The 26,348-nt window shown below is 61.5% G+C and carries 20 protein-coding genes; 7 read left to right on the top strand and 13 right to left on the bottom strand.

Annotated features, from left to right (window positions below; genetic code table 11):
- Positions 1–34: 34 nt before the first annotated feature.
- Complete coding sequence (locus tag GVL52_RS23805; protein ID WP_160011668.1) at positions 35–1,132, bottom strand: polyamine ABC transporter substrate-binding protein; 1,098 nt, start codon at positions 1,130–1,132, stop codon at positions 35–37.
- Between the two features lie 181 nt (positions 1,133–1,313).
- A complete protein-coding gene (locus GVL52_RS23800) occupies positions 1,314–2,723 on the bottom strand; it encodes a short-chain fatty acyl-CoA regulator family protein (protein ID WP_160011667.1) in 1,410 nt (469 codons plus the stop codon).
- Positions 2,724–2,916: 193 nt separating this feature from the next.
- Here GVL52_RS23800 and aceA point away from each other — a divergent pair, with 193 nt between their 5' ends.
- Both aceA and GVL52_RS23790 read left to right on the top strand, forming a co-directional pair.
- Positions 2,917–4,206 (top strand): isocitrate lyase, encoded by a 1,290-nt coding sequence (gene aceA, locus GVL52_RS23795; RefSeq protein WP_160011666.1) that lies wholly within the window; start codon positions 2,917–2,919, stop codon positions 4,204–4,206.
- Positions 4,207–4,240: 34 nt separating this feature from the next.
- Positions 4,241–4,477: a hypothetical protein gene (locus GVL52_RS23790; protein WP_160011665.1), complete on the top strand. Its 237-nt coding sequence runs from the start codon at positions 4,241–4,243 to the stop codon at positions 4,475–4,477.
- 40 nt (positions 4,478–4,517) lie between these two features.
- Here GVL52_RS23790 and GVL52_RS23785 read toward each other — a convergent pair whose 3' ends face one another.
- From GVL52_RS23785 to GVL52_RS23770, 5 genes are all read right to left on the bottom strand, one after another.
- Positions 4,518–5,387, bottom strand: coding sequence for a LysR family transcriptional regulator (locus tag GVL52_RS23785; protein WP_160011664.1), 870 nt, complete (start codon positions 5,385–5,387; stop codon positions 4,518–4,520).
- Positions 5,388–5,687: 300 nt separating this feature from the next.
- Positions 5,688–7,535, bottom strand: a complete 1,848-nt coding sequence (locus GVL52_RS23780) for a methyl-accepting chemotaxis protein (RefSeq protein ID WP_160011663.1) — start codon at positions 7,533–7,535, stop codon at positions 5,688–5,690.
- A gap of 180 nt (positions 7,536–7,715) precedes the next feature.
- On the bottom strand, positions 7,716–10,244 hold the full coding sequence (locus GVL52_RS23775) for a HAMP domain-containing methyl-accepting chemotaxis protein (protein WP_160011662.1): 2,529 nt from the start codon (positions 10,242–10,244) through the stop codon (positions 7,716–7,718).
- A gap of 337 nt (positions 10,245–10,581) precedes the next feature.
- Positions 10,582–10,725 (bottom strand): hypothetical protein, encoded by a 144-nt coding sequence (locus GVL52_RS30490; RefSeq protein ID WP_200847886.1) that lies wholly within the window; start codon positions 10,723–10,725, stop codon positions 10,582–10,584.
- Between the two features lie 148 nt (positions 10,726–10,873).
- Positions 10,874–12,025, bottom strand: a complete 1,152-nt coding sequence (locus tag GVL52_RS23770; RefSeq protein WP_244619262.1) for an NAD(P)/FAD-dependent oxidoreductase — start codon at positions 12,023–12,025, stop codon at positions 10,874–10,876.
- A gap of 173 nt (positions 12,026–12,198) precedes the next feature.
- On the opposite strand from GVL52_RS23770, the gene GVL52_RS23765 reads away from it, so the two are divergent.
- The 5 genes from GVL52_RS23765 (at position 12,199) to edd (ending at position 19,146) form a co-directional block, all read left to right on the top strand.
- The gene (locus tag GVL52_RS23765; protein WP_160011658.1) at positions 12,199–13,635 is read left to right on the top strand and encodes a glutamine synthetase family protein; all 1,437 of its coding nucleotides are present in this window, start codon (positions 12,199–12,201) and stop codon (positions 13,633–13,635) included.
- A 10-nt stretch (positions 13,636–13,645) separates the two neighbouring features.
- A complete protein-coding gene (locus GVL52_RS23760; protein ID WP_160011656.1) occupies positions 13,646–14,944 on the top strand; it encodes an FAD-binding oxidoreductase in 1,299 nt (432 codons plus the stop codon).
- A gap of 134 nt (positions 14,945–15,078) precedes the next feature.
- Positions 15,079–16,554 carry a glucose-6-phosphate dehydrogenase gene (gene zwf / locus GVL52_RS23755; RefSeq protein ID WP_160011654.1) on the top strand — a complete coding sequence of 492 codons (1,476 nt, stop codon included), beginning with the start codon at positions 15,079–15,081 and terminating at the stop codon, positions 16,552–16,554.
- A gap of 11 nt (positions 16,555–16,565) precedes the next feature.
- Entirely contained in the window at positions 16,566–17,264 is a 699-nt protein-coding gene (gene pgl, locus GVL52_RS23750; RefSeq protein WP_160011652.1) for a 6-phosphogluconolactonase, read from the top strand.
- A 61-nt stretch (positions 17,265–17,325) separates the two neighbouring features.
- Positions 17,326–19,146 carry a phosphogluconate dehydratase gene (gene edd / locus GVL52_RS23745; protein ID WP_160011650.1) on the top strand — a complete coding sequence of 607 codons (1,821 nt, stop codon included), beginning with the start codon at positions 17,326–17,328 and terminating at the stop codon, positions 19,144–19,146.
- 88 nt (positions 19,147–19,234) lie between these two features.
- Here the strand turns inward: edd and GVL52_RS23740 are convergent, their stop codons facing one another.
- The 6 genes from GVL52_RS23740 to GVL52_RS23715 all read right to left on the bottom strand — a co-directional run bounded on the left by GVL52_RS23740 (position 19,235) and on the right by GVL52_RS23715 (position 26,250).
- Entirely contained in the window at positions 19,235–19,588 is a 354-nt protein-coding gene (locus GVL52_RS23740) for a hypothetical protein (protein WP_160011648.1), read from the bottom strand.
- Between the two features lie 174 nt (positions 19,589–19,762).
- A complete protein-coding gene (locus GVL52_RS23735; protein ID WP_160011646.1) occupies positions 19,763–20,854 on the bottom strand; it encodes an ABC transporter ATP-binding protein in 1,092 nt (363 codons plus the stop codon).
- Positions 20,855–20,879: 25 nt separating this feature from the next.
- On the bottom strand, positions 20,880–22,532 hold the full coding sequence (locus GVL52_RS23730; RefSeq protein ID WP_160011644.1) for an alpha-glucosidase: 1,653 nt from the start codon (positions 22,530–22,532) through the stop codon (positions 20,880–20,882).
- Between the two features lie 45 nt (positions 22,533–22,577).
- On the bottom strand, positions 22,578–23,741 hold the full coding sequence (locus GVL52_RS23725; protein WP_160011642.1) for a carbohydrate ABC transporter permease: 1,164 nt from the start codon (positions 23,739–23,741) through the stop codon (positions 22,578–22,580).
- 1 nt (position 23,742) lies between these two features.
- Positions 23,743–24,753 (bottom strand): carbohydrate ABC transporter permease, encoded by a 1,011-nt coding sequence (locus tag GVL52_RS23720; protein ID WP_160011640.1) that lies wholly within the window; start codon positions 24,751–24,753, stop codon positions 23,743–23,745.
- 135 nt (positions 24,754–24,888) lie between these two features.
- Positions 24,889–26,250, bottom strand: coding sequence for an ABC transporter substrate-binding protein (locus tag GVL52_RS23715; protein ID WP_160011638.1), 1,362 nt, complete (start codon positions 26,248–26,250; stop codon positions 24,889–24,891).
- Positions 26,251–26,348 lie beyond the last annotated feature (98 nt).

Raw genomic sequence — 26,348 nt, 5'->3', positions numbered from 1 at the left:
CCCGAACCTCGCGGTTCGGGCAGATCAGTGCGTTTTACTGACCGGTGACGACCGTGGTCCACAGTCGCGTCACCACGCGCTGCGCTTTGGCGTCGAGCGGCGGAACGGTGAAGAGTTTCGCCATGACGTCGGGCGTCGGGTAGATCGCCGTGTCGTCGATCACTTCCTTGTCGAGCAGCGGCTGCGATGCCTTGTTGCCGTTGGCGTAGAACACGTAATTCGATGCCTTGGCGGCGACTTCGGGCTTCATCATGTAGTTGATGAATTCATGCGCTTCGGCCACATGCGGCGCATCGGCTGGGATACCGAAGACGTCGAAGAAGATCTGCGCACCCTGCGACGGCACGGAGTAGCCGATCTTGACCCCGGCATTGGCTTCCGTTGCACGGTCGCGTGCCTGGAAGACATCGCCGGAGAAGCCGAGCGCGATGCAGATGTCACCATTGGCAAGCGCGCTGATGTATTCCGACGAGTGGAACTTGCGCACGAAGGGGCGAATGGCCATCAGCACGCCCTGCGCCTTCTTGAGATCGGCGGCGTCGGTGCTGTTGGGGTTCAGGTCGAGATAGGCCAGAACCGACGGAATGACGTCGGTCGGGGAATCCAGCATGTAGATGCCGCAATCCTTGAGCTTGGCAGCCTTTGCCGGATCGAACAGGACATCCCAGTTGGGCTTCTCGTCGGAGCCGAGGGCGGCCTTCACCTTGTCGATGTTGTAGCCGATGCCTGTGGTGCCCCACATGTAGTCGACGCTGTATTCGTTGCCGGGGTCGAAGGAGGCGACGCCCTTGGTGACCACGTCCCACATGTTGGAAAGGTTCGGCAGCTTCGACTTGTCGAGCTTCTGGTAGACGCCGGCAGCGATCTGGCGCTGCATGAAGGAAACGGTCGGCACGACGACGTCGTAGCCGGTGCCGCCGGCCAAAAGCTTGGCTTCCAGCGTCTCGTTGGAATCGAAGGTGTCGTAAACGACCTTGATGCCGGTTTCCTTGGTGAAGTCCTCGAGGATGGAACTGTCGATATAATCGGACCAGTTGTAGACGTTGACGACGCGATCCTCGGCGATCGACGGCGTAGCCGAAAGCCCAGCCACGAGCGCGGTGGCTGCAAGCCTTGCGAGAGTTGACCTCATGCTATCTCCTGTTTTTTGTTCGGGCCTCGTTTTCCGCGGACGCCCTTCCCTCTGGTTTTGGTTGCAGACTAGAAAGGATTTCCAGAGCCGACAAGCGCAAAATCCTGCACTCTCAATGATTTCGCCAAGACTGGTATTTCGCCAAGACTTCGATTTCGCAAAGTTCGGGATTTGGTCAGGACTAGACATCGAAGCTGCTCAGACCCGCTACCATCTCATCCAGTCCCAATGGCCGGGTGACCGGTGGCTCGGCGCGCGACAGACAGCCGCGCCGCTCGCAGAGCCGACAGCCCGAGCCGACAGGGATCGCCTGATGCACTGACACCGCCTTGCCGTAAACCGTGTTTTCGCCCGCCGCCGCATCACAACCGATCAGCAGCGCGGTGCGGCGGACGCGCTCGCCGAACGGGGCATTCGGCCCCTCCAGCGTTCTCGATATGGTGAGGTATCGGGCATCATCCGGCATCTCGACCATTTCGGCCAGGATCTGCCCGGGCTGCAGGAAGGCGACGTGGACATTGAGCTTGGGACAGCCGCCGCCGAAACGCCGATGCGGGAACCCCTGCCCGCCGACCCGCCGCAGCCGGTGGCCGGCGGCATCGATCTCCATCGCGAAAAACGGGATCGCCAGGGCACCCGGACGTTGCAGCATGGTGAGACGTGTGGCTGCCTGGGCGAAGGAGACGTTGAAGCGGGCGCGGAGGATGTCGATGTCGTAGGACACGGCCTGCGCGGCGGCGAGAAAGGCCGCGTAAGGCATGGTGAGGGCAAGGGCAGCATGGCGGGCAAGCTCGAAGCGGGCGATGCGCTTGGCTTCCGGTGTCGAGAGCGAGAGGCCTTCCAGTTCGGACAGGATCGGCTCCCGCAGCGCCAGTGTCGACACTTCGATGGCAATCTCCTGCGCCTGATCTGCCGCTGACAACCGCTCGGAGATGAACAGGCGCATCGAGTGGCGGTCGAAGCGGCGGCGCAGATCGGGCATGACGTGAACGGGAAGAACGCGGACGCCGATGCCGCGTTCGGCCCGCAGCCACTCCTTGAAGGCGGCGGCCGGATCGCGGGGATCGGAAAGCTGACGCAGGAAGGCTTCGGCTGCCTGCTCGATCTCGGGGAAATAGGCTGAGCGGCGCTCCAGCACGTCGCGCACCTCGTCGGCTGGAAGGCGTGCGCCGGAAAGCGGCGCTTGCCCCTCGCCGCTGCTCAGCATCGTCAGATCGGAGAGGCGCGCGGCCTGCTCGCGATAGGCGCGATAGAGCTTGATGACACCGCTTGCGGCATTGGGAGCGGCTTCGGCAACTTCGACCAGTTCCTGATCGCCCGGCAATTCCCCCGACAGCAATGGATCGGCAAAGACCTCCTTCAACTGGCCGAGGCTGCCACCGCTCTCTGTGCGCAGTTCTTCGAGATCGACCTTGTAGACGGCGGCAAGCTTCAGCAGCAGCTGCACCGTCAGCGGCCGCTGGTTGCGCTCGATCAGGTTGAGATAGGAGGGAGAAATCTCCAGGGCCTCGGCCATCGCCGTCTGGGTGACGCCGAGGCCGTTGCGGATACGGCGAACCTTGGGGCCGGCGAATATCTTGCGTTCAGCCATTTGACAATCCTTTACAGAATAGATCCGCGCAGGCTTTTACAAAAATTGACAAATTTACTGCACCAACCTGTCAAAGTATTTGCATCACGACCCGTTTTACGGCGCGCTTTCCACGATAACTCTGGCCATTTCTTCCCATTTTGTAAATCCTGTCAATCAGCCAATCGGCAACCGGATCATGATGGAGGAACACATGACAGAGTTTGACACGCTCCACCGCAACATTCCCGCAGAGCGCTTCGATGGCATCGTGCGGCCATATTCGGCGGCCGATGTCAGGCGGCTGCGCGGATCGGTGGAGCTTCGCTACACGCTGGCGGAAATGGGCGCCAACCGGCTGTGGCAGCTGCTGCATCAGGACGAGTTCACCAATGCGCTGGGGGCGCTGTCCGGCAATCAGGCGATGCAGATGGTGCGCGCCGGGCTGAAGGCGATCTACCTCTCCGGCTGGCAGGTGGCGGCAGATTCCAACACGGCATCGGCAATGTATCCCGACCAGTCGCTCTACCCCGCCAATGCCGGGCCGGAGCTTGCCAAGCGCATCAACCGCACACTGCAGCGCGCCGACCAGATCGAGACCTCGGAGGACAAGGGGCTTTCGGTCGAGACATGGTTCGCGCCGATCGTTGCCGATGCGGAAGCGGGCTTCGGTGGACCGCTGAATGCCTTCGAGATCATGAAAGCCTATATCGAGGCGGGTGTCGCAGGCGTGCATTTCGAGGACCAGCTGGCGTCGGAAAAGAAATGCGGCCATCTCGGCGGCAAGGTGCTGATCCCGACGGCGGCCCATATCCGCAATCTCGATGCGGCGCGGCTGGCGGCCGATGTCATGGGCGTCCAGACGCTGGTGATTGCCCGCACGGATGCGGAAGCCGCCAAGCTGCTGACCTCAGACATCGACGAGCGCGACCAGCCGTTCGTCGATTGCGATGCCGGGCGCACCGTCGAGGGCTTCTACCAGGTGCGCAACGGGCTGGAGCCGTGCATTGCGCGCGCTGTCGCCTATGCGCCGCATTGCGACCTGATCTGGTGCGAAACGTCGAAGCCGGATCTGGCGCAGGCGCGGCGGTTTGCCGAGGGCGTGCACAAGGTGCATCCGGGAAAGCTGCTCGCCTACAACTGCTCGCCATCGTTCAACTGGAAAAAGAACCTCGACGACGCAACGATCGCCAGGTTCCAGCGCGAGCTCGGGGCGATGGGCTACAAGTTCCAGTTCATTACGCTTGCCGGTTTCCACCAGCTGAACTTCGGCATGTACGAGCTTGCCCGCGGCTACAAGGACCGGCAGATGGCCGCCTATTCGGAGCTGCAGCAGGCGGAGTTTGCCGCCGAGGTCAATGGCTACACCGCGACCAAGCATCAGCGCGAAGTCGGCACCGGTTATTTCGATGCCGTGTCGATGGCGATCACCGGCGGGCGGTCCTCGACGGTGGCGATGCGAGGTTCGACCGAGCACGCGCAGTTCAAGCCGGCAGCCGAATGACGACACACCCGACCAAACAAAGGAGGAGATGACCATGCCTACGCTTGCACGCGTCAAGGAACGCGCCGAGGAACAATCCACCAGCATGACGCCGGATCAGCAGAGCATGATCCGCATGCTCGCCAATGATCTGCATCGGCTGAACCAATCGGTCATGAAGGCGGTCGATGCCGGTGTCTCGATCGAGATCGTGCGCTCGGCACGACACCACGGCGGTGACGGGAACTGGGGCGACCTGCTCATCCCCGTCATCGTTGCCGGGCGCAACTGATCTGCGAAGGGGGCGGCGTCTTCGGGCGCTGCCCTTTGCCTCAACTGCGGCTGGGGCGCTTGCCGGCGAACAGATCGCCGTAGCTTTTCAGCAGCTTCGTCATGCGATCGGCCACCGTGCGGATTTCCCTGCGGTGGCGATCCTCGTTGTTCATGACGATCCACTGGCGATGACGCAGCTCCGGCAGTTCCGGCCCGATGCGCTGCAGATCGGGATCGAGATCGCCGACGAAGCAGGGCAGCACCGCCTTGCCGGCGCCGGCGCGCAGCAGATCCGGCAGTGAGCGCGGGCGGTTCACGGTGACGACGATCGAGCCCGCAGCGTTCCGATGCGGCCAGCGCAGATAACTGGAGATCGCATCCTCCTCGCCGACGGCGAGCCAGCGCTCTTCCTGCTCGCCGGCATTGCGCCTGGCGTAGACGGCATAGGCCACCTCCCCCAGCAGCCGGGCAGCCAGATTGCTCTCCTCGGGTTCGAAGGCACGCATGGCGATATCGATTTCCCGGTAGTTGAGCGTGGGCCGCGCCTCGCCGATCGTCAGCGATACGGCAAAATTATCGCCCGGCATGCGGATGGCGGCGAAGTTCTCGGCCATCAGCCAGGCAACCCAGGTGCCGACGGCGACCCTGACCGTTGCACCGACACTGCCGGCCTGTCGCCAGGCATCCACCTTGCGGGCGGCGACCTCCATCTCCTGGAGATGATCGAGCAGCGCCTGGCCATCGGGCGTCAGCCGGTAGCCGGTCTGGCTGCGGGAAAACAGCGTGCGTCCGATCTCCTGTTCAAGATCGAGCATGCGGCGGCCGATGGTGGCAGGGCTGAGCGCGCTCGCCGCACTGGCACCGGTCAGCCCGCCGAGGCGCGCGACCTGCAGGAAGAGCTGGAAGGAATCCCATTGGGTGCTTTTCATGAATGAAAAACATAGTGGGATTTCGTCCGTTTATGAAGCGATTTTTGGGGCATAAAAAGTCGATGTCTTGATCTTACAGGAAGGACATCGTCATGATTGAATTGCTGGCCTTTACCAAGCTGCTGGAGCTTGGCGCTCAACGTTGCGATCATCGGTCGGCGCGTGCGGAGGACGAGTTCTATAGGAGCTTCGGGACGTCGCGGATCGAGCGTCTTGCAGCCCGCCTGCTGGCGTACCGTCCAACGAAAAAGGGCCGCGACGTGCGCGACCCTTCGACTTTGAAAACGGTGGAGATGCCAATCAGGCGGCGTTGCGCATCCGGCCATGGCCTGCGGCCGGAGACGCATCGATGCGGAACTGCTGGATCAGCGTCATGAGCGCATCGGCTTCGTTGGCCAATTGACGGCTCTGCTCGGTGGTTTCTTCGACCATGGCGGCATTCTTCTGGGTCATCTGGTCCATCGCGTTGACGGAACCGTTGACTTCCTGCAGGGCCGCGGACTGGTCCTGGCTGGCGGTGGCGATCGTTTCAACATGCTTGCTGATCGCGATGATCTCGTGGCTGATCGAGGCGAGGACCGACCCGGTCTTCTGCACGAGGCTGGAGCCTGCCGCGACTTCCCTGGTCGACTTCTCGATCAGGCCCTTGATTTCGCGAGCGGCATCGGCCGAGCGCTGGGCCAGTTCGCGAACTTCCTGGGCGACGACCGCAAAGCCCTTGCCGGCTTCACCGGCGCGCGCGGCCTCGATGCCGGCATTCAGCGCCAGCAGGTTGGTCTGGAAGGCGATGTCGTCGATGACTTCGATGATCTGCTCGATCTGCTTGGAGGCTTGCTCGATCCGATCCATGGCGGCGACGGTATCGCTGACCACGGTGCCGGAGCTGTCGGCCGTCTTCTTGGTGACGATGACGGCGTTGTTGGCCTCGCGGGCACGTTCGGCCGACGAGCGCACGGTTACCGTGATTTCCTCGACGGCAGCGGCCGTTTCTTCGAGGCTTGCAGCCTGTGCCTCGGTGCGCTTGGAGAGTTCGTCGGCGGACGACAGCATCGAACCGGAATTGTGGTGGATCGAAGAGGCATTGTCGCGAATGCGCGACAGGGTGTCCTGCAGACGCTCCAGCGATGCGTTGAAATCGACGCGAAGCTGTTCGAGCCGGCCGACAAAAGGCGTTTCGATCGTCTGTGAGACATCACCCTGCGATAGGCGGCCGAGGCCGGCTGCGAGCTGGTTGACAGCGAAATCGATCTGGCCGTCCAGCGTGCGCTTGTCGGCATCGTTGCGATTACGCTCGGCATCGCTCAAGGCGCGTTGTTCGGCGGCCTGGGTTTCCAGGCTCAGCTGCGCACGGGCGCCATCCTGGAACAGTGCCAGAGCACGGCCGATTGCGCCGAACTCGTTCTGCTTGTCGACGCAGGGAACCGGCGCATCAAGGTTGCCGGACGAGATGGTGTTGATGGCTGCGGTCAGAGCCTCAAGCGGGCGGACCGTGGCGCGGATGGCGAAATAGGCAATGACGCCGACGATCAGCAGGACAGCGAGGCCAACGCCGACAACCAGGGTCAGCAATGTCTGCAGGCTGCTGTAATAGACCTCCATCGGGATGCCGATGAACATGACACCGATCGTCGAACCGGCAGCGCTTTTGACCGGGAAATAACCAGTCATGAACTTCTTGCCGAACAAATCGGCGGGGCCGTAATAGGCCGTGCCGTTTGCAAGGGCGGCCTGGGCGGGATGATCGGCAGCGAGCTTGGTGCCAACGGCGCGTTCGCCGTTTTCCTTTTTCACATTGGTCGAGACGCGGACATAGTCGTTGCCCTGGCGTTCGAACACCGTCGCGTAACCGGCGATGGATGCTGCGGTGCGATCGACAAGGGCATGATCGCCAAGAGCCGGCAGCTTGTCTTCGGTGATGGCCGTCAGCTCGTTGTTCCGGACGTCAATCTTCGCAGCCTGATCACCGGCCGCATAAAGCACGGCCATGGCCCGGCTGGCATCCTTGGCGTCGGTGACCGCGCTGGTCATGACATACGCGCTAAGATTGTAGTAAGTCGCAGAAACAATCGCAGCCGTACTGAAGACCAACAGTGCAAGTGTAATCGCGACGATCTGCCGGACAATAGACGCTGAGAATAAACGAAGCATAGGAACACCCTCACGGAACAATCAGGTCAAGCTAATGGAAAAGCTTTAAGAAAAATTTTCCAAATTGACTGATGTCATATCCGTAACGGCAAGAATGCATGGGTGATTTCCTGCATGCCGGCTTATTTGCCGGATGTGCAGATGGCTCCGTCGCGGAGCCATCTTTTTCAGTGGGGTCGATCAGGCGGCGCGGTGCAGCCTGGCTTGCACGTCGCTGTCGATCTTGAACTGCCTGACGAGGCTCAGAAGCGCATCCGCTTCGGTTGCCAGTTCACGGCTGGCGGCCGTCGTCTCCTCGACCATTGCGGCGTTCTGCTGGGTCATCTGATCCATCTGGTTGACGGTCGCGTTGACTTCCTGCAGCGCGCTGGACTGATCGTGGCTGGCGCGGGCGATCACTTCGACATGTTCGCTGATGGCGACGATCTGCGTGCTGATCCTGGCCAGCACCGTGCCGGTCTGCTGGACGAACTGCGAACCGGAACTGACCTCGTTGGTCGACTTGTTGATCAGGCCCTTGATCTCCTGTGCAGCCGCTGCGGAGCGCTGGGCGAGTTCGCGGACTTCCATGGCGACCACCGCGAAGCCCTTGCCGGCTTCACCGGCGCGCGCCGCCTCGATACCGGCGTTGAGCGCCAGAAGGTTGGTCTGGAAGGCGATTTCGTCGATGACGCCGATGATCTGTTCGATCTGGCGCGACGCGTCCTCGATGCGGGTCATCGCGTCGATGGCGTTGTTGACGACGGTGGCCGAGTCATCGGCGCTGCGCTTGGCCTGGCGAACGACCTGATCGGCCTCCTTGGCGCGCTCGGCCGACGAGCGGACAGTGACGGTGATCTGGTCCACGGCAGCGGCTGTCTCTTCCAGAGAGGCGGCCTGGTGTTCGGTGCGCTTGGCGAGATCTTCGGCGGACTGGGCCATCTGGTTGCCGTTGCCCTGGATCATCTCGACGTTGTCGCGGATCTGGCCCATGGTTGCCTGCAGGTTCAGCATAGAACCGTTGAAGTCCTGGCGAAGCTGCTCGAGGCGACCGATGAACGGCGTGTCGATGGTGGTCGAGATATCGCCCTGCGACATGCGCTCGAGACCGGATGCGAGCGAGTTGACCGCGAATTCGATCTGACGGTCCATCTCGCGTTTTTCGGCATCGTTGCGCTGGCGCTCATGCTCGGAGGCAGCGCGCTCTTCGTCGCTCTGCTCCTCGATGCGGATCTTGGAGATGGCATTTTCCTTGAAGATGCCGAGTGCGCGGGCCATGTCGCCGATTTCGTCAAAGCGTTGTTCGCCCGAGATGCTGGTATCGAGCGCGCCATCGGCGATCCGGCGCATGGCGGCGGTGATCTGACCGATCGGGCGTTGCAACGTCAGGACAAGCGCGATGCCGCCGACGACCGACAGGAGGATGCCGAGACCGGTGGTGAGGACCGAGATGCCGTTGGCCTGGGTGCGTTCGGCACCGGCGGTCTGCTTCTGCAGTTCGGCAAAGGCGGTAAGCTGGCCCCAGACGGCATTCAGTTGCTGGCGGGCAGAGGCATAGTCGGTAACGCGCTGTTCTATGGTATCGACCAGGCTCTGCGCATCCTTGTCCATCGAGGCAAGTGCCGGTGCCATGGCAGCGACGATGTCTTCGGCAAAATTCATGCCCTTGGCGCTGGCGAGCAGCGTATTCAGGTTGGTGCCGAGCGTGGCGATTTCCTGGTGCAGGCGAACGCGGTTGTCCTTGACCGGCTTGGCAGCGAATTCGCCGAGGACGAGCTGCAGCGAATAGATCGCGCTCTCCAGGCGGCGCGTGTCTTCCAGAACGGAGTTGGTCTGGGCGATACGGCTGTCGAGCTCGACGAAGGTCGTCGTTGCAGCGCGCATCATCTGCGTTGCCGTGAGCTGGGTGTAGGTCGACATCTGTCGGAAACGGGAAACCAGGCGACCAAGGTTGGCAATCGCCTCGTCGGTGCCGGCATCGGCGGCAGTCGCCTGCGCCTTGACGTCGCTGATCGTCTGCGTCAGCGACTGAAGCATGCTCTTCTGGTTCTGCGGAACAGAAATCTCGATCAGGCGCTGCGCCTTGATGATCCCGGGGAGCGCGTCGGTGACGACCTTGAGCTTGTCAGCGGGGGCCTGCGCCTTGCCGAAATCGGCCATCACGGTTGCCAGCGTATCGCCGCCCTTCAGGAGGCGATCGGCGGCGCGCAAGGTTGCCGTCGCATTGCCTTCGTCGTTGCGAATGTTTTCCTGCAGCTGCTGGGCGTCGTAATTGACGTTGAAGCGGCTCGAAATCATCACCTTCTGGGCTTCGTCGATGGACTTGCGGAGAGCCACTTCCTGCTCGTGCAGGGTCCAGAGCTTGCCCACGGTGCCCGATATGCCCGAGGTGCCATCGGTTGCGGCCTGCAGATTGTCGCGGCCGGCATTGTCACCGATCTGCTTCAGCGTCGCGTTCAGCGTTGTCTGCTGGGTGGCGACATCGGCATAGAGCTTGTCGCGCGCCTGTTCATTGGTGGTGCGCAGGAAATCGTCCATCGAGCCGAAGAGGTCCTTGAACCCGCTCAGCGACTGAAGCACGCTGTTGGAGATCTCCATACGGCCCTGCAGCAGGCCGGACGCATAAAGGCCGGTAAAGCCAACCGCGGAAATGCTGACAACAAAGGGCAAAACAAAAATCAGGACCTTGGTCTTGATTCTAAAACGGGAAAGAATCCTGTCAATAAACATGGGGGTTCCGGCCTTCCATACACCACTCCTCCCACCGACGGCGTCATCGCGCATCGGCTGAGTGCATCGAAACATTTTGGAACAATGGGGTATCGCGAGCAGAAGCCCGGACGGCAATCATTGCCTAGCCGCCTCACAAAACCGAGGCGCCCATAAATCGTCCATAGCTTTGCAGAAGATGCGTTAATTTTTGGATAAGCTTATGTAGCGGAAACTTTAGGCGAAGGCGCTCGGTACCAATAGATGCGCGGCACACAGGCACGCTCGGCACACATGCACAAGCTCCAGGCGCAGGCAACGCGCCACAAGCGATCTTTCCACCGCTGCGGAAGGTGCTTTAGAGCACCCTCGCCAGGATGAGCGCCATCACGGCCGCCGAAGCACTCACTACAGTCACGAAATAGCGGATAGCAATCACCCGGCTGTCGGGCTTGGCCTCAGCGATTGCAATGGCGCGGGCGCGTCGTGTGTTCTTGTTCATCTGCAGAACCTCACTTCTCTCTGACACAACAATCCAACAAAAAAATCTGCTGGTAAAGCCTTATTTAGGTAGCGCTTTTGAGCACGTCATTGAGACAGGATGGCGCACCCTGCTTAAGAACTCTTGAATCCTCCGACTGGTTTCATCCCTACAAAGAATCATTGCCCTGCAGAGCTTCGCCCGCGGCAAAGCCGGATGCCCAGGCCCACTGGAAATTATAGCCGCCGAGCCAGCCGGTCACATCGACGCATTCGCCGATGAAATAGAGACCGGGCACGGTCTTTGCCTGCATGGTCCTCGAATCGAGGGCTGCCGTATCGATGCCGCCGAGCGTGACTTCGGCCGTGCGATACCCTTCCGAGCCCGATGGCTTGAGCTTCCAGCTCTGCGCGGCATCGACCAGCCGTGTCAGCACCTTGTCCGACATGTCGGCCATATTGCCCGTCACGGCGGCGCGTTCGACCAGATATTGGGCAAGCCGCTTCGGCAGCACTTCGCCAAGTGCTGTCTGCGCCGATTGGCGACCGTTGGCCTGCTTGGCGGCCTTCAGATGCGCCATCAGATCGATGTCGGGCTCGATATCGACGGTGATCTCGTCGCCTTCGCGCCAATAGGACGAGATCTGCAGGATGGCCGGGCCACTGAGACCGCGGTGGGTGAAAAGCAGCGCTTCGCGAAAGGCGGTCTTGCCGTGGCGGAGTTCCGCGGGGGCGGCGATGCCGGAAAGCGGTGCAACACTTTCGAGCAGCCCCTGATCCAGCGTCAGCGGCACCAGGCCAGGGCGGGTTTCGATCATCGGCAGGCCGAACTGTTCGGCGATGCGATAGGCAAAGCCGGTGGCGCCCATTTTCGGGATCGACTTGCCGCCGGTGGCAATCACCAGCGCGGTGCAGTGATAGTCGCCTTCCGAGGTGGCCACACGAAACCCGGTCTCGGTCTTTTCGACATCGATGATTTCGGTACGCAGGTGCAGCTTGGCGCCCGCCGCTTCCATCTCGTCCAGCAGCATGCGGATGATGTCCTTGGCGCTGTCGTCGCAAAACAGCTGGCCCAGTGTCTTCTCATGCCAGGCAATCCTGTGGCGATCGACCATGGCGACGAAATCCGATGGCGTGAAGCGGGCCAGCGCCGACTTGCTGAAATGCGGGTTGGCCGAGAGAAAATTCTTCGGGCTGGCGTGGATGTTGGTGAAGTTGCAGCGGCCGCCGCCGGAGATGCGGATCTTGTCGCCGGGGGTCCTGGCGTGATCGAGAACGATCACCTGACGACCACCGCCTGCGGCACGAATGGCGCACATCATGCCGGCTGCGCCAGCGCCTATGACGATCACATCGCTTTTTCGCTGCACAGCCTGTTCCTTCACTGAAAGGCGCCTTCTTTTTCCATCAATGGGCGAAAGTCAACGTGTCTCCCTCTCGCCAATTGCCAAACTCCGGCTATTATAGCTGCAAGATCAACGTAAACCGGTGTGTCATGTCCCCAAAAAAGACGACGCTGAAGCCTGCCAAGAATGTGCCTTCCTCGAAGAAATCCCCTCCTGACCCGGGATCTCTGCGTGGCGTGGCATCCTGGAAGGAAGCAGCGCAGTTCTTGCGGGCACGCGGCATCGAAGACATCGAATGCATCACGCCTGATCTTGCCGGCGTGCCGCGCGGCAAGATGATGCCGAGTTCGAAATTCACCTCGAACACCTCACTGGCCCTGCCGTCTGCCATCTACCGGCATACGATTTCGGGCGAATATCCGGAGGAAACCGAAAGCTTCCGCTACGAGCCGCGCGACAGCGACCTGAAGCTGGTGCCGGACCTTTCGACACTCTCGGTCGTGCCGTGGGAAACCGATCCGACGGCGCAGGTGATCTGCGATATCGTCAGCGTCGATGGCGAGGAGGTGCCCTACACGCCGCGCAACGTGCTGAAGCGGGTGATGAAGCTCTATCACGACCGCGGCTGGAAGCCGATCGTGGCGCCTGAAATCGAGTTCTATCTGGTCGCCAAGAACGACGACCCGGACTATCCGCTGCACCCGCCGAAGGGCAGATCCGGCCGCGCCATCCTGGGTGGCCAGGGCTATTCGATCGCCGGCATCAACGAGTTCGACGAGTTGATCGACGACATCTACCACTTCTCGGAAAAGCAGGGTCTGGAGATCGACACGCTGATCCACGAGGAGGGGCCGGCGCAGCTGGAAATCAACCTTCGCCACGGCAACCCGATCGAGCTTGCCGACCAGGTGTTCCTGTTCAAGCGGACCATTCGCGAAGCGGCCATGAAGCACGGCATCTATGCCACCTTCATGGCCAAGCCGATGCAGGGCCAGGCCGGATCGGCGATGCATATCCACCAGTCGGTGATCCACGAGGACACCGGCAAGAACGTGTTCTCCAATCCTGATGGATCGCCGTCCAAGGAGTTCTTCCACTTCATCGGCGGCATGCAGAAATACGTGCCGAGCGTGCTGTGCATGCTGGCGCCCTACGTGAACTCCTACCGCCGCCTGACGCCCGACATGTCCTGCCCTGTCAACAATGCCTGGGGCTACGACAACCGCACCACGGCGTTCCGCGTGCCGGTGTCCGATCCGCAGGCACGCCGCGTCGAAAACCGGCTGCCGAGTTCGGATGCCAATCCGTATCTGGCACTGGCGGCATCGCTTGCCTGCGGCTTGCTCGGGATCACGAAGGAAATCGAGCCGACGGCGCCGACCGAGGATTCGGCCAATGAAGGATCGATCGACCTGCCGCGCGGGCTGCTGGAAGCCGTGGCCCTGATGGAAGCCGAGCCGGCTTTCGAAGAGATCTTCGGCCGCGAATTCATCGGGCTTTATGCCGGCGTCAAGCGCGGCGAGTTCGAGACCTTCATGCAGGTGATCAGCCCCTGGGAGCGCGAATTCCTCCTGCTGAACGTGTGAGGAGGCGGCCATGACATCGCAAGAGACGTGGCAGAGCCCGATCGCGCCCGGCCTTTCCTGGTATCAGGCGACAGCGGGCGAGCGGCCTCTCTACCCTGAGCTCGACGGATCGACGACATGCGACGTCGCCATCATCGGCGGCGGCTATACGGGTCTGCAGGCGGCCTACAATCTGGCGAAGGCCGGCGTTTCGGTGGTCCTGATCGAGGCATGCCGTTTCGGCGACGGCGCTTCGGGGCGCAATGGCGGCCAGCTCGGCACCGGGCAGCGCTCGTGGCCGGAGGAGCTCGAAGAGCAGATCGGCTACACCCGGTCGAAAGCGCTGTTCGATCTGGCCGAGGGCGCCAAGCAGCATCTGCTGGACTTTGCCACCGAGCACCAGATCGATATCGATTTCATGCCGGGCCAAATGAATGTCGCGCACAAGCCGGGATACGAGCGGGACTACCGCGACAATGCCGAGATTGCCGCCAGCCGCTATGACTACAAGCATGCCCAGTTCATGGACAAGGCGGAGACGCAGGAGCGGCTCGGGTCGAAGCGCTATTTCTGCGGCGTCCGCGATACCGGCACCGGGCATATCCATCCGCTGAAGCTCCTGATCGGGCTGGCGCGGGTGGCGTCGAATGCCGGTGCGCAGGTCTATGAGATGACCAAGGCCACCGCCATTCGCCAGAGCGGCGGCAAGGTGACGATCGATACGGCACGCGGACAGATCGTTGCCGACAAGGCGCTGATTGCCTGCAACGGCTATATCGGCAATCTCGAACCGGTGACGGCGAGCCATGTGATGCCGATCCGCTCGTTCATCGGCGCCACGGCACCCCTGACCTATCATCCCGACGTGATCTCCGGCGGCGAGGCTGTGGCCGATTCTCGCTTCGTGGTGCGGTATTTCCGCAAGTCGATCGACGGGCGGCTGCTGTTTGGCGGGCGCGAGGCCTATACCTCCGATAATCCGCGCGACATCTCCGAGCATATCCGCCGCCAGATTGCGGAGATCTATCCTTCACTGGACAAGGTCGAGATCACCCATGCCTGGGGCGGTTCGGTCGGCATCACCATGCCGCGGCAGCCGTTCGTGCGCGAAGTCATGCCGGGCGTCACCTCGATCGGTGGGTATTCCGGCCATGGCGTCATGCTGTCCAACTATTGCGGCAAGCTCTATGCCGAAACCGTGATCGGCGGCTCGCAAGATCTCGAGCTTTTCAAATCGCTGAAGGTGCCGGCATTTCCGGGTGGTTCGGCAGCACGCGCGCCGCTGCTTTTCCTGGCGCTTTCCTGGTTTGCACTGCGCGACAAGTTTTAGTCAGATTGCGGATTTCCTCGGCGGCAAATTCGATCTAAAACCAGTGCCGAACAGATTCATTGCAGCGCACACTGGCTTTTTTAAATCGATTAGATTAAACAAGCCACGAACCAGTCTGATTGAGAGATAGCCTCATGAGCAGCCAAATCATTCCCGTTGAACCTTTCGATTATGTCGTCTTTGGCGGCAGTGGCGACCTTGCCGAGCGCAAGTTGCTGCCTGCGCTTTACCATCGCCAGATCGAAGGCCAGTTCTCCGAGCCGACCCGCATCATCGGCGCTTCCAGAAGCGCGCTGACCCACGAAGAGTATCGCAAGTTTGCGATGGATGCCCTGAAAGAGCATCTGAAAAAGGGTGAGTACGACGAAGCCGAGGTCACCAAGTTCTGCCAGCGCCTCTATTACGTGCCGGTCGATGCGCGCTCCGACGCCGGCTGGGACCAGCTGAAGAAGCTGCTCGACGAAGGCAAGGATCGCGTTCGCGCCTTCTACCTCGCCGTCGCACCCGGCATTTTCGGCGATATCTCGCAGAAGATCCACGATCACAAGCTGATCACCAAGACGACCCGCATCGTCGTCGAAAAGCCGATCGGCCGCGACCTGGCCTCGGCTCTATCGCTCAACGACACGATCGGCAAGGTCTTCAAGGAAGAGCAGATCTTCCGCATCGACCACTATCTCGGCAAGGAAACCGTGCAGAACCTGATGGCTCTGCGCTTTGCCAACGCGCTCTATGAGCCGCTGTGGAATGCCCAGCATATCGACCACGTGCAGATCACCGTCGCCGAATCCGTCGGTCTGGAAGGTCGTGCCGGTTACTACGACACCGCCGGCGCGTTGCGCGACATGGTGCAGAACCACATCCTGCAACTGCTTTGCCTGGTGGCAATGGAAGTTCCGTCGTCGATGGATTCCGAAGCCGTTCGCGACGAGAAGCTGAAGGTGCTGCGGGCGCTGAAGCCGATCGACGCTTCGAATGTCGAGCAGAACACCGTGCGCGGCCAGTATCGCGCCGGCGCCTCGGGAACCGGTCCGGTCAAGGGCTATCTGGAAGAACTCGAAGGCGGCGTTTCGAACATCGAGACCTTCGTCGCCATCAAGGCCGAGATCGGCAACTGGCGCTGGGCCGGCGTGCCCTTCTACATCCGCACCGGTAAGCGTCTTGCCGGCCGCATGTCGGAAATCGTCATCACCTTCAAGCCGATCCCGCACTCGGTCTTCGACCAGTCGGCCGGGCGCATCAACCAGAACCAGCTGATCATCCGCCTGCAGCCTGACGAAGGCGTCAAGCAGTCGCTGATGATCAAGGACCCGGGCCCGGGTGGCATGCGCCTGCGCAACGTTTCGCTCGACATGAGCTTTGCCGAAGCCTTCTCGGTTCGCAATCCCGATGCCTATGAGCGCCTGCTGATGGACGTCATCCGTTCGAACCAGACGCTGTTCATGCGCCGTGACGAAGTGGAAGCGGCGTGGCAGTGGGTCGATCCGATCCTCAAGGGTTGGGAATCCACCGGCCAGAAGGTGCAGGGCTATACTGCCGGCACCTGGGGTCCAAGCCAGTCGATCGCGCTGATCGAGCGCGACGGCCGCACCTGGCACGACGACATCTGAGGTAGAGCACGATGACAGCGACAATGCACAATTTTGCCAACGCCGCGGAACTGGCGCGCAACCTTGCGGACAAGGTCGCTGCATCGCTTTCGATGGCTATCGCATCAAAGGGAACGGCAGTGATTGCCGTTTCCGGCGGCTCGACGCCAAAGGCTTTCTTTCAGGAGCTGTCGACACGCGACATCGACTGGGCGAAGGTGACGATCACGCTGGTCGATGAGCGTTTCGTGCCGGCAGACAATCCACGCTCCAACCACCTGCTGGTGGCGAGCAACCTTTTGCAGAACAGCGCCAAGGCAGCGACGTTCCAGCCGCTCTATCAGGCTGCGGCCTCCGTCGAAGAAGCCGCAAAGCTCTCGACTGCTGCGACATCAAAGATCGGCAATCCGTTCGACGTCGTCATTCTCGGCATGGGCGGCGATGGCCACACGGCATCGTTCTTCCCCGGCGGCAGCAATCTCGCCGTTGCGCTGAATCCTGCGACGCCGCGCGGTGTGATGACCATGGATGCCGAAGGTGCGGGCGAGCCCCGCCTTACCTTCACATTCTCCAGCCTGCAGGATGCAGAGCTGCTGATCCTTCACATCGAAGGCGAGAGCAAGAAGGATGTTCTGGCGAAAGCCGAGGGTGCCGGCGACGAGGCAGAGATGCCCATCCGCGCCATTTTGCGCCGCGCCGCTTCGCCACTCGATATCTACTGGGCTCCGTAAGCCTCAGGGCACGGAACCGACGAACAGACAATCGTAGACCAGGAAAAGACAAGGATCTCCCATGTCCGCTCACTCGCGCGTTGCCGCAATCACAGCCCGTATCGTCGAACGGTCAAAACCATCGCGCGAGCTTTATCTCGAGCGATTACGAGCGGCGGCGAGCAAGGGCGTGATGCGCTCCTCGCTCGGCTGCGCGAACCTGGCACACGGCTTCGCCGTCTGTTCCCCCGCCGAGAAGGAAGCACTGGCCGGCGACCGTGTTTCCAACCTCGGCATCATCACCTCCTACAACGACATGCTTTCGGCGCATCAGCCGTTCGAGACCTATCCGGCGATCATTCGTGAGGCCGCGGCCCAGGCCGGCGGCATCGCGCAGGTGGCGGGTGCGGTGCCTGCGATGTGCGATGGCGTGACGCAGGGCCAGCCCGGCATGGAGCTGTCGCTGTTTTCGCGCGATCTGATCGCCATGGCGGCCGGCATCGGCCTGTCGCACAACATGTTCGATGCGGCACTCTATCTCGGCGTCTGCGACAAGATCGTGCCCGGTCTCGTCATTGCGGCGCTGTCCTTCGGCCATCTGCCGGCGATCTTCATTCCGGCAGGACCGATGACGACGGGCTTGCCGAACGACGAGAAATCGCGCGTTCGCCAGCTCTACGCCGAAGGCAAGGTCGGCCGCGCCGAGCTGCTGGAGGCCGAGTCGAAGTCCTATCACGGCCCCGGCACCTGCACGTTCTACGGCACCGCCAATTCGAACCAGATGCTGATGGAGATCATGGGCTTCCACATGCCCGGCGCATCGTTCATCAACCCCGGCACGCCGCTGCGCGAAGCCTTCACCCGCGAGGCGACCAAGCGGGCGCTGGCGATCACCGCGCAGGGCAACGAGTTTACGCCTGCCGGCGAGATGATCGACGAACGCTCGATCGTCAACGGCGTCGTCGGCCTGCATGCCACCGGCGGCTCGACCAACCACACGCTGCACATCGTCGCCATGGCGCGCGCGGCCGGCATCCAGCTGACGTGGCAGGATATTGCCGAGCTGTCGGAAGTGGTGCCGCTGCTCGCCCGCGTCTATCCGAACGGGCTTGCCGACGTGAACCATTTCCACGCGGCCGGCGGCATGGGCTTCCTGATCAAGGAACTGCTGAAGCACGGTCTGGTGCATGACGATGTGCGCACCGTGTTCGGCCATGGCCTGCAGGCCTACACGATCGATCCGCGGCTTGGCGACGACGGCAACATCGTTCGCGAGCCGGCGCCGGAGAAAAGCGTCGATCCGAAGGTTCTGGCCAGCATCGAGACGCCGTTCCAGGCGAATGGCGGCCTGAAGATGCTGCGCGGCAATCTCGGCAAGGCGGTCATCAAGATCTCGGCGGTGAAGGCCGACCGGCACATCATCGAGGCGCCAGCAATGATCTTCCACAGCCAGCAGGAACTGCAGGACGCCTTCAAGGACGGCAAGCTGAACCGCGACTTCATCGCCGTGGTTCGCTTCCAGGGACCGAAGGCCAACGGCATGCCTGAGTTGCACAAGCTGACCCCGCCGCTTGGCGTGCTGCAGGACCGCGGCTTCCGGGTGGCGTTGCTCACAGATGGCCGCATGTCCGGCGCGTCGGGCAAGGTGCCGGCGGCGATCCACGTCACGCCCGAGGCCGTCGATGGCGGCCCGATCGCCCGCATCCGCGAAGGCGACATGATCCGCCTCGATGCCATCGCCGGCACGCTTGAAGTGCTGGTCGATGCAGCCGATATGGCCGAGCGCGAGGCCGTGGTCGTCGATCTCTCGGACAACGAGTTCGGCATGGGCCGCGAGCTGTTCGCCCCGTTCCGCCGTGCCGTCGGCGCGTCCGACCGCGGCGCCAGCGTGCTGTTCCATTAGGCCGCAGCGTTCGCACTGTCGATAGAAGCAGCAAGGCCCGCGAGACGATCTCGCGGGCTTTGTCGTTGAAGACTATGACGGCGGCAGATCAGCCGCGAATGTCGAGCACGCGGTCGCGATGCGACGGATGGGTGCTGTAGACGAAGATCTTGTTGAGTTCCTTGTCGGTCAGCATCCGCAGGAAGCGGACTTCGACAGTGTTGTTGGCATTCACGCGCGTCAGCATGCAGCCGATCTTGGTGATGCGGGCGTCGGGAAGGTCAAGGTAAAACTGTTTTGGCAGGTTGAACTGCGTCAGAATCGCGAGAACCGCGCTGCTCTTGGAAATGCGAATAATGTCGCAGCGGCGCGATGCCATGTTCATGACGCCCTTCTCGGTATATTCGAGACGCGCGGCGTTCATGGTGTCCTCCATCTTGAACCGCACTTCGCGGTCGTACATGAAGGATTCTTCCTTGCTCAGAAAATGTCTGCCGGACTGTGGGTTAGGTGTCGCCACTGAAATATTCCCCTAGATGTGCAATAGGGAAAGTCTAGCAAGTGATCTTTAACAGAAAGTGAGACCCGCAGCTCCCTGGGCCGTTTTATTCAAACGGCCCAAAGATAGTTGATAGACCTACCTGCGGTAGGTGCGGCCCTCGGCGTCGAAGAGATGCAGCTTCGAGCGCTCGGCGGAGAAATGCATCTTCTGGCCGCGCTTCACGTCGTGGGTGCCGGGCAGCTTGACGATGATCGGCTCATTGGGCACGAGGCCTTCGATGTAGAGAAGCGTGACTTCGCCGAGCGCCTCGACGATCGAGACTTCCCCTTCGAACAGATAGTCATCGGTGGCACCGGCAAGGCGCAGATCTTCGGGGCGAACGCCGAAGCTTGCGGTCTTGCCCTTTTCGGAGACAGCCGTCGGAATATCCAGCGTCACCGACTTGCCGCCGGTCAGGGTGACCGTCGTGGTCGCGCCGGCAGCGGTGATCGTGGCCGGGATGACGTTCATGGCCGGTGAGCCGATGAACTTGGCAACGAAGAGATTGGCCGGGCGCTCATAGAGTTCGAGCGGGGCTCCGACCTGTTCGATGTTGCCGGCCGACAGCACCACGATGCGGTCTGCCAGCGTCATCGCCTCGACCTGGTCGTGGGTGACGTAGATCATCGTGGTGTCGGCCATCTGTTCGTTCAGACGGGCGATCTCGATGCGGGTGGCGACGCGCAGCGCCGCGTCGAGGTTCGAGAGCGGCTCGTCGAACAGGAAGACCTTGGGATTGCGGCAGATGGCGCGACCGATGGCAACGCGCTGGCGCTGGCCACCGGAGAGCGCCTTGGGCAGGCGATCAAGATAGGCGGTGAGCTGCAGGCTATCGGCGGCCGCGCGGACGCGGCGATCGATTTCCTGCTTGTTCTCGCCGGCGATCTTCATGCCGAAGGCCATGTTGTCGTAGACGGTCATATGCGGATAGAGCGCGTATGACTGGAACACCATGGCGATGCCGCGCTTGGAGGGCGGCACGTCGTTGACCAACTGGCCGTCGATATACATGTCGCCGCCGGTGATGTTTTCGAGACCGGCGATCATGCGCAGCAGCGTCGACTTGCCGCAGCCCGACGGACCGACGAACACAACGAATTCGCCCTCCTTGATCTCCAGATCGATGCCGTGGAGCACGTCCACGGAACCATAGGATTTGCGAATGTCCTTGAGCGTCAGTCCAGTCATCGAGTTCTCCTCCTCCAGAAGTCCCTTACGCGAGCCGCGCGAAATACGCGCCCCACGCCGGTATATCGATTTTGTCACCATAGTTATTGCTGACGAAGCCATGGCCCGTCAACGCCTGCCAGTCGCCGGCAGGTAGAACGGCATTGGCTTCGGTCGCGCTCATGTTGAAGACGCAGATCAATCGCTCATTGCCGTAATCGCGCTGGAAGATCAGTATGTCGCCCTGCGGCTCCATGAATTTGATCTCGCCCTTGGCAAAGGCCGGGTACTGTTTGCGGAATGCGATGAAGCGGCGGTAGTGCTCGAGCACCGAGTTCTCATCACCCTGCTGGACGCTGACTGACCGCAGGATGTGCTCGACGGGGACCGGCAGCCATGGCTTGACGGTCGAGAAGCCACCCTGGGCAACCTGGCTGTCCCAGACCATCGGCGTGCGGCAGCCGTCACGGCCCTTGAACTCCGGCCAGAACTGGATGCCGTAGGGGTCCTGCAGGTCTTCATAGGCGAGGTCCGCCTCGGTAAGGCCGAGCTCTTCGCCCTGATAAAGGCAGACCGAGCCGCGCATGGTCAACAGCATCGATGCATAAAGCTTGGCAAAAGCATCGCGATCGGCGACCAGCGCGCCCCAGCGGCTGACATGGCGCATGACGTCATGGTTGGAGAGCGCCCAGCAGGCCCAGCCATCGGGGGCGGCGGCGGCGAAGTCGTTCATCACGTCTTCGATGCGCTCCGGAGATAGCGGATCGGGCGACAGGAATTCGAAGGCGTAGCACATATGCATCTTGTCGTCGCCGGCGGTGTATTCGCCAACGATCTCAAGGCCGCGCTGGCTGTCGCCGACCTCGCCGACGGCAGCGATGTCCTGGAATTCTTCGAGAACGGCCCGGAAGCGCTTCAGGAAGGCGATATTCTCCGGGCGGTTCTTGTCGTAGAGGTGTTCCTGGAAATTGTAGGGATTGACGGCCGGTGCCGTCGAGGCGTTGCGCCGCGCCGGCGCCAGTGCCGGGTTGTCGCGCAATTCCCTGTCGTGGAAATAGAAGTTGATGGTATCGAGACGGAAGCCATCGACGCCGCGCTTCAGCCAGAAACGCGCCACTTCCAGCAGCCGATTCTGCACTTCGGGATTGTGCAGGTTGAGGTCCGGCTGCGAGGTCAGGAAGTTGTGCATGTAGTATTGCATGCGGGTCGGGTCCCACGCCCAGGCCGAGCCGCCGAAGATCGACAACCAGTTGCTGGGCGGCGTGCCATCCGGCTTGGAATCGGCCCAGACGTACCAGTCAGACTTGGCGTTGGTCTTGCTGGAACGGCTTTCGACGAACCAGGGATGCTGGTCGGACGAGTGCGAGATGACCAGGTCGATCATCACCCGGATGCCGAGGCGATGGGCCTCTGCAATCAGTGAGTCGAAATCGACAAGCGTGCCGAAGATCGAATCGACGTTTTCGTAATCGGAGACGTCGTATCCGAAATCGCGCATCGGCGAGGTGAAGAACGGCGAAATCCAGATGGCGTCGGCGCCGAGGTTTGCGACATGCGGCAGGCGGGCGGTAATGCCCTTGAGATCGCCGATGCCGTCGCCATTGGAGTCCTGGTAAGAGCGCGGATAGATCTGGTAGATCACCGCGCCACGCCACCAGTCTTTGTCAGCCGTGAGGTTCGATGGAGAAGCCATGCTCATAAGTGGTCCTGTTGGATTATTGTCTTGATAGCGTCTTGGGATATTTTAGCCGCCCTTGACCGAGCCCGAGAGCAGACCGCGTACGAGATAGCGCTGCAAGGCGAAGAAGACGAGCAGCGGTACTATGATCGTGATGAAGGCGGAGGCCGTCAGGATTTCCCAGTTGCCGCCACGCGAGCCCAGCAGCGCGTTCAGCGCACCGGTCAGAACGAGGTGGTCCCTGTCGGTGCCGAGGAAGACCATGGCGACGAGCAGGTCGTTCCACACCCAGAGGAACTGGAAGATCGAGAAGGAGGCGAGTGCCGGGAAGGACAGAGGCAGAACGATGCGGGTGAAGATATCGAACTCGCTGGCGCCATCGACGCGGGCGGATTCGATGATCTCCTTGGGAAGGCCGGCAATATAGGAGCGCAGCAGATAGATCGCGAGCGGCATGCCGAAGGCGGTGTGCGCCAGCCAGATGCCGGGATAGGTCTTGGACGGCGTGTCCAGCAGCATGCCGACCTGATTGTAGAGCCGCAGCAGCGGGATCAGCGACATCTGCAAGGGAACGACGATCAGGCCGACGACGAGCGCGATCAACAGACCGCGACCGGGGAATTCCATCCAGCTCAGCGCATAGGCGGCAAAGGCGGCGATCAGGATCGGGATGATCGTGGCCGGGATCGTCACCGTCAGCGAGTTGATGAAGGACTGGCCGATCCCCTCGCCCGTCAGAACCGTCTTGTAGTTCTGCATGGTGAATTCGGGGGGCGTGGCGACCGAGATGTAGACGCGGCGGCCGCCATCATCCGGGCCGAAAGCGGCGTTCTTCATGTAGCGGTAGCTGCCGTCGGCATTGACGAGCAGCGACACGCCATCGCCGAGATCGGCAGTTTCGCCGGCCTTGTAGGCGGATGGCTGGGCGACCTTGGTGCCGAAGGCATTGATCGAGCGGCCTTCCTGGCCGTCGAGCACATTGCCTGAGATGACGAATGCCGGGCCGTCAGGCTTCTGCAGATCGGCGGCGCCGAGGCGGGCGGCGACGGTGCGCGAGGAGCCGGAGAAGGCGGTCCACCAGCCGGAGACGACGATCTGGTCCTTGTCTCGCAGGGCGCTGACGAAGATGCCGAGCGTCGGGATCAGCCAGATGATGACGATCACCAGGACTGCGAAGTGGACGAAGAGACGGGCCGGGCCGATCTTGAGGAAGCTGCGGGACAGGGTCATGTCACTTGCCTCCCATTTCGCGGTTGGCGCGGCGGACGTTCCACACCATGATCGGCGTGACGGCGAGCATGATGATCAAGGCGATAACGGCACTTCGGCCGGAATCCCCGCCGCCCCTGAACATCCAGTTGAACATCAGATTGGCGAGAACCATCGTGTCCCACTGCCCGTTGGTCATGGTCAGCACGATGTCGAAGACCTTGAGAACGAGGATGGTGATGGTGGTCCAGACGACGGCGATCGTGCCCCAGACCTGCGGCACCATGATGCGCCAGAAGATCTGCCAGCCATTGGCGCCATCGATGACGGCGGCCTCGATGGTTTCCTCGGGAATGCCGCGAAGGGCTGCCGAGAGGATGACCATGGCAAAGCCGGTCTGGATCCAGATGAGGATCACCATCAGGAAGAAGCTGTTCCAGAAGGGCACCGAGATCCACACCTGCGGCGTGCCGCCAAAGGTCTGGACGATGGCATTCAAGAGACCGATCTGCGTGCCGGAGCCGCGATATTCGTAGATGAATTTCCAGATGACCGAAGCGCCGACGAAGGAGATCGCCATCGGCATGAAGACGATGCTTTTGGCGATATTGCCCCACCAGATGCGGTCGGTCATCACGGCGATCACCAGGCCGAAGAAGGTGCAGGCAGCCGGAACGACGGCGAGCCAGAGAATGTTGTTGAAGATCGACTGGCGGAATTCTCGGTCGCCGAAGGCCCATTTGTAATTGTTGAAGCCAACGAACTCGACGCCGGAGCGATCGTAGAAGGAGAGGATCAGCGTCGCGATCACGGGGTAGACGAGATAGACGACGAGCAGGAAGAGTGCCGGAAACAGGAACAGCCAAGGCCGGATCACCGAGCGGCGGTTGAGGTTCTTCGAGGCGGCGATGATGTCGCCATCCTTCACCGGAAGCGCCAGATCGAGCAGCTTGTTCGAGAAGTAGAAATAGGCCGCGCATGCGAAGACAGCGACGACCACGACCCCCAAAGCGGAAACCAGTTGCGAAAGCATTCATCCCTCCCCTGATGCGCATGTCTTTTTTGAAATCACGCCGCCAAGAGGCAGCGATGGCCGGCGCTGGTGACAGCGTCCGGCCAGGCATTGCAGCCACGCCGCCCGATCAGGCGGCATGGTGTCCGGGCGATGTTACTTGATGCCGTCCCAGGCGCTCTGGATTTCCTTGGCGGTGTCCTGAGCGGACTTGCCGCCGACGAAATCGACCATGCCGGTCCAGAAGGCGCCGGCACCGATCTTGCCGGGCATCAGGTCGGAACCGTCAAACCGGAAGGTCGTTGCCGTCGTCAGGATCTCGCCTTCGCGCTTCATCTGCTCGTTGGCATAAGCTGCCGTGTTGACGCCCTTGTAAGGGGTCAGGAAGCTCGACTGGGCCATCCAGACTTCATGTGCGATCGGCGTCTTCAGGAATTCGACGAAGGCACGCGCAGGCTTGGAGTCCTTGGCGATGGTGACAAGCGTGCCAGCGCCCAGAACCGGCTTGCCGAGTTCAGGATGCGAGGCAAAGGTCGGCATGTAGAAGAAGTCGGCGTCCTGCCCGAGCTTCGTTCCCTCAGGGAAGAAGGACGGGATGAACGATGCCTGGTGGTGCATGTAGCACTTCGGTGGAACGGCGAAGAGGCCCTTGGGGCTGTCGCGGAAGTCGGTCGAGGCCACAGCCTTGACGCCGCCATCGACGTACTTCTCGTTCTTGGCGAAGGTGCCGAATTCCTCGATCACCGAGACAACGGCCGGATCGTCGAACTTCAGAGCGTTCGTCGTCCACTTGTCGTAGGCCTCGGGCGGCTGCATGCGCAGCATCAGGTCTTCGATCCAGTCGGTTGCCGGCCAGCCGGTGGCGCCGCCTGAACCCAGACCGATGCACCAGGGAACGCCGCCGTCCTTGACGATCTGATCCGTCAGGGCCTTCAGCTCTTCCATCGTGGTCGGGACCTTGTAGCCCGCTTCCTTGAAGTTTTCAGGCACGTACCAGACCAGCGACTTCACGTCGGCCTTGTATGGGAAGGCGTAGAAGGCGTCCTTGCCGTCCTTGCCCTTGTAGGTGCCGTAACCTACCCAGCTGTCGCCGGCGCCGTAATTGTCCTTCACCCACTTGGAATTGTCGTCGCCGAGCGGCGCAAGGAAGCCCTTGCTGGCGAGATCGGCCAGGAGACCCGGCTGCGGCAGGATCGCGATATTCGGCGGCGAACCGGCCTGCGTATCGATGACGATCTGCTGCTCGTAGTTTTCCGACGACGAGTACTTGGCATCAATGCCGGTCGCTTCGGTGAAGTAGGCAAGAATGCTGCGGAAGAAGGCTTCGTCCTCGCCACGCCACGGTCCGAAGATCGTCAGCTCCTGGCCTTTCAGGTCGGCATTTGCCGCCTTGAAGTCGTCGTAGCTCTTCCAGTTGAATTTGGCGTCCTCGCCCGGTGCAAACTTCAAATCAGCAGCAGATGCACCACCTGCCAAAAGCGCTGCCACGGCAACGCCCATCAAAAATGACTTTTTCATGTGATCATCCTCCCATCACAATCTGAATCACGCTTGCAACCGAAATTCCAAAGCGCTTTGACAACCAACTCATTTCACTTTCGGCGCAAAAGAGTCAA

The sequence above is a fragment of the Rhizobium sp. 18055 genome (genome assembly GCF_902706285.1).
Lineage (GTDB): Bacteria > Pseudomonadota > Alphaproteobacteria > Rhizobiales > Rhizobiaceae > Rhizobium.
This window is presented reverse-complemented; position numbering and strand designations above follow the sequence as displayed.

Excerpts from the sequence above, each read along its gene's own strand:
- GVL52_RS30490 (WP_200847886.1), bottom strand. The coding sequence starts at position 10,725 with ATGAACAAGAACACACGACGCGCCCGCGCCATTGCAATCGCTGAGGCC.
- GVL52_RS23720 (WP_160011640.1), bottom strand. The coding sequence starts at position 24,753 with ATGCTTTCGCAACTGGTTTCCGCTTTGGGGGTCGTGGTCGTCGCTGTC.
- GVL52_RS23770 (WP_244619262.1), bottom strand. The coding sequence starts at position 12,025 with ATGATGTGCGCCATTCGTGCCGCAGGCGGTGGTCGTCAGGTGATCGTT.
- GVL52_RS23715 (WP_160011638.1), bottom strand. The coding sequence starts at position 26,250 with ATGAAAAAGTCATTTTTGATGGGCGTTGCCGTGGCAGCGCTTTTGGCA.
- aceA (WP_160011666.1), top strand. The coding sequence starts at position 2,917 with ATGACAGAGTTTGACACGCTCCACCGCAACATTCCCGCAGAGCGCTTC.
- zwf (WP_160011654.1), top strand. The coding sequence starts at position 15,079 with ATGAGCAGCCAAATCATTCCCGTTGAACCTTTCGATTATGTCGTCTTT.
- GVL52_RS23765 (WP_160011658.1), top strand. The coding sequence starts at position 12,199 with ATGTCCCCAAAAAAGACGACGCTGAAGCCTGCCAAGAATGTGCCTTCC.
- GVL52_RS23785 (WP_160011664.1), bottom strand. The coding sequence starts at position 5,387 with ATGAAAAGCACCCAATGGGATTCCTTCCAGCTCTTCCTGCAGGTCGCG.
- GVL52_RS23725 (WP_160011642.1), bottom strand. The coding sequence starts at position 23,741 with ATGACCCTGTCCCGCAGCTTCCTCAAGATCGGCCCGGCCCGTCTCTTC.
- GVL52_RS23780 (WP_160011663.1), bottom strand. The coding sequence starts at position 7,535 with ATGCTTCGTTTATTCTCAGCGTCTATTGTCCGGCAGATCGTCGCGATT.
- GVL52_RS23800 (WP_160011667.1), bottom strand. The coding sequence starts at position 2,723 with ATGGCTGAACGCAAGATATTCGCCGGCCCCAAGGTTCGCCGTATCCGC.
- GVL52_RS23760 (WP_160011656.1), top strand. The coding sequence starts at position 13,646 with ATGACATCGCAAGAGACGTGGCAGAGCCCGATCGCGCCCGGCCTTTCC.
- GVL52_RS23735 (WP_160011646.1), bottom strand. The coding sequence starts at position 20,854 with ATGACTGGACTGACGCTCAAGGACATTCGCAAATCCTATGGTTCCGTG.
- GVL52_RS23775 (WP_160011662.1), bottom strand. The coding sequence starts at position 10,244 with ATGTTTATTGACAGGATTCTTTCCCGTTTTAGAATCAAGACCAAGGTC.
- pgl (WP_160011652.1), top strand. The coding sequence starts at position 16,566 with ATGACAGCGACAATGCACAATTTTGCCAACGCCGCGGAACTGGCGCGC.
- edd (WP_160011650.1), top strand. The coding sequence starts at position 17,326 with ATGTCCGCTCACTCGCGCGTTGCCGCAATCACAGCCCGTATCGTCGAA.
- GVL52_RS23740 (WP_160011648.1), bottom strand. The coding sequence starts at position 19,588 with ATGTACGACCGCGAAGTGCGGTTCAAGATGGAGGACACCATGAACGCC.
- GVL52_RS23790 (WP_160011665.1), top strand. The coding sequence starts at position 4,241 with ATGCCTACGCTTGCACGCGTCAAGGAACGCGCCGAGGAACAATCCACC.
- GVL52_RS23805 (WP_160011668.1), bottom strand. The coding sequence starts at position 1,132 with ATGAGGTCAACTCTCGCAAGGCTTGCAGCCACCGCGCTCGTGGCTGGG.
- GVL52_RS23730 (WP_160011644.1), bottom strand. The coding sequence starts at position 22,532 with ATGAGCATGGCTTCTCCATCGAACCTCACGGCTGACAAAGACTGGTGG.